Annotated in this window: 2 protein-coding genes; both read right to left on the minus strand. The window is 47.0% G+C overall.

Features of this window, described 5'->3' with window-relative positions:
- Positions 1-781: IS3 family transposase (locus KJS42_RS22890; protein WP_213624181.1), on the minus strand; the 781-nt coding region annotated here is incomplete at its 3' end.
- 41 nt (positions 782-822) lie between these two features.
- Complete coding sequence (locus KJS42_RS22895; RefSeq protein WP_213624182.1) at positions 823-1,500, minus strand: helix-turn-helix domain-containing protein; 678 nt, start codon at positions 1,498-1,500, stop codon at positions 823-825.
- Between the last annotated feature and the right edge of the window lie 69 nt (positions 1,501-1,569).

Below are 1,569 nucleotides of genomic sequence, written 5' to 3' on the forward strand. Positions count from 1 at the left end.
ATCGTTCGTAATTGTAAAAGTGGATGTAGTCATCAATGTCGTTCTTCAACTGGTCAAAAGTTCGGTAAGTATGCAAATAAAATTTCTCGCATTTCAATGTTCCCCAGAAGGATTCCATGGGCCCGTTATCGATGCATCGGCCTACTCGGGACATACTCTGCTTCATGTTGGCAGCATCCAGCTTTTCTTTAAAGAATGTTGAAGTGTATTGGAAGCCTCGGTCACTGTGAATCATAGGCTTACTTTCGGGCACAGTTTCTATTGCTAATTCTAGTGTCTTAAACACCAGCGGATTGTTGTTGGAGTGCCCTAGCACGTAGGACACGATCGAATTATCATGGAGGTCAAGAATCGCGCTTAAATAAGCTTTTTGGCCATGACCATATTTGAACTCCGTCACGTCCGTCACCCATTTCTCGTTTGGCGCATCCGCCTGGAACTCGCGATTCAGCAGATTCTCGGCCACATGCTGAGGGGTGGAGCGTGGATATTTCTTTTTCTTTCGGCGGATCACCGATTGGATCCCCTTGATCTTCATTAATCGCTGTATGCGCTTGTGGTTAACTCTTTTCTTGAGCTTTCTACACAAATGAAGCGTGAGTTGACGGTAACCGAAGGTACCCTCGACCTTGTGGTACAAAGACATCATGACTTCCGTCAGCTCTTGGTTCTCCAACTGCCTCGGACTGGGCTTGCGGCTGAGCCATTTGTAATAACTTGACCTTGGTATCCCCGCGACCTCGCACAGAAGCTGTATGCTGAGCGACTCTATCTGGTGCACGGCTTGTATCGCGAGATAGACGTTCTCCTGTCGATGCTGACTTAGCGACGCCCCCTTTGGAACTCCCGTAACTTTTTTAGGAAGGCATTCTCCGCTCGTAGCCGCTCAATTTCGTACTCCAGCTTCTTCATAGCATGCTTCTGTTGGTCGGCCTCCGTAAGTTCCTCAGGCGCCTTCTTATGCCCTCTGCCGTCGCGAAGAGCCTCCGGGCCACCTGCTTCGTACTTTTTAACCCACCCATATACTTGTTGGTAAGAGACCTTGAATTGGTCAGCCGCCTGGTTGTAATCTTGTCCATTCGCAAGGCAGTGCAAGACAATGTCAAGCCGCTCCTGCCACGTTGTAGAACGCCCCTTGGTCATCGCTGTCTTTCCCCCATTGTAAGCTCGTAAACTGCTATGACCATTATACTTCTTAATCCAATCGGCGAGTTGGGTTCGACTGGAAATCTTGTATTTATCGATGATCTGGTTTTGTGACAACTCACCACGTAAATAATCCATGACCGCTTGTAATTTAAGCTCAGCAGAATAACTATGATTGCAAGTTCGAATCGCTAAGCCCTTCATACCATACAGCCGATAACGATTTCGCCACTTTATTAAGGTGGATTTGTGGAATCCAAACTTTCTTACAGCGGCATTAATACCGATATGTCCGTCCTCGATTTCCTGTACAATGGCTAACTTCTCTACGTCGGTAAGCTTTTTATTTGGCATGAAAAATGCTCCCCCTCACGGTAAACAGGTTTTATTATTTCACCTGTCTACAGTAGGGGGAGCATATCA

Source organism: Paenibacillus sp. J53TS2 (assembly GCF_018403305.1).
Lineage (GTDB): Bacteria > Bacillota > Bacilli > Paenibacillales > Paenibacillaceae > Fontibacillus > Fontibacillus rhizolycopersici.

What these genes read in the sequence shown, in the direction of transcription:
- KJS42_RS22895 (WP_213624182.1), bottom strand. Translation starts at nt 1,500, where the DNA reads ATGCCAAATAAAAAGCTTACCGACGTAGAGAAGTTAGCCATTGTACAG.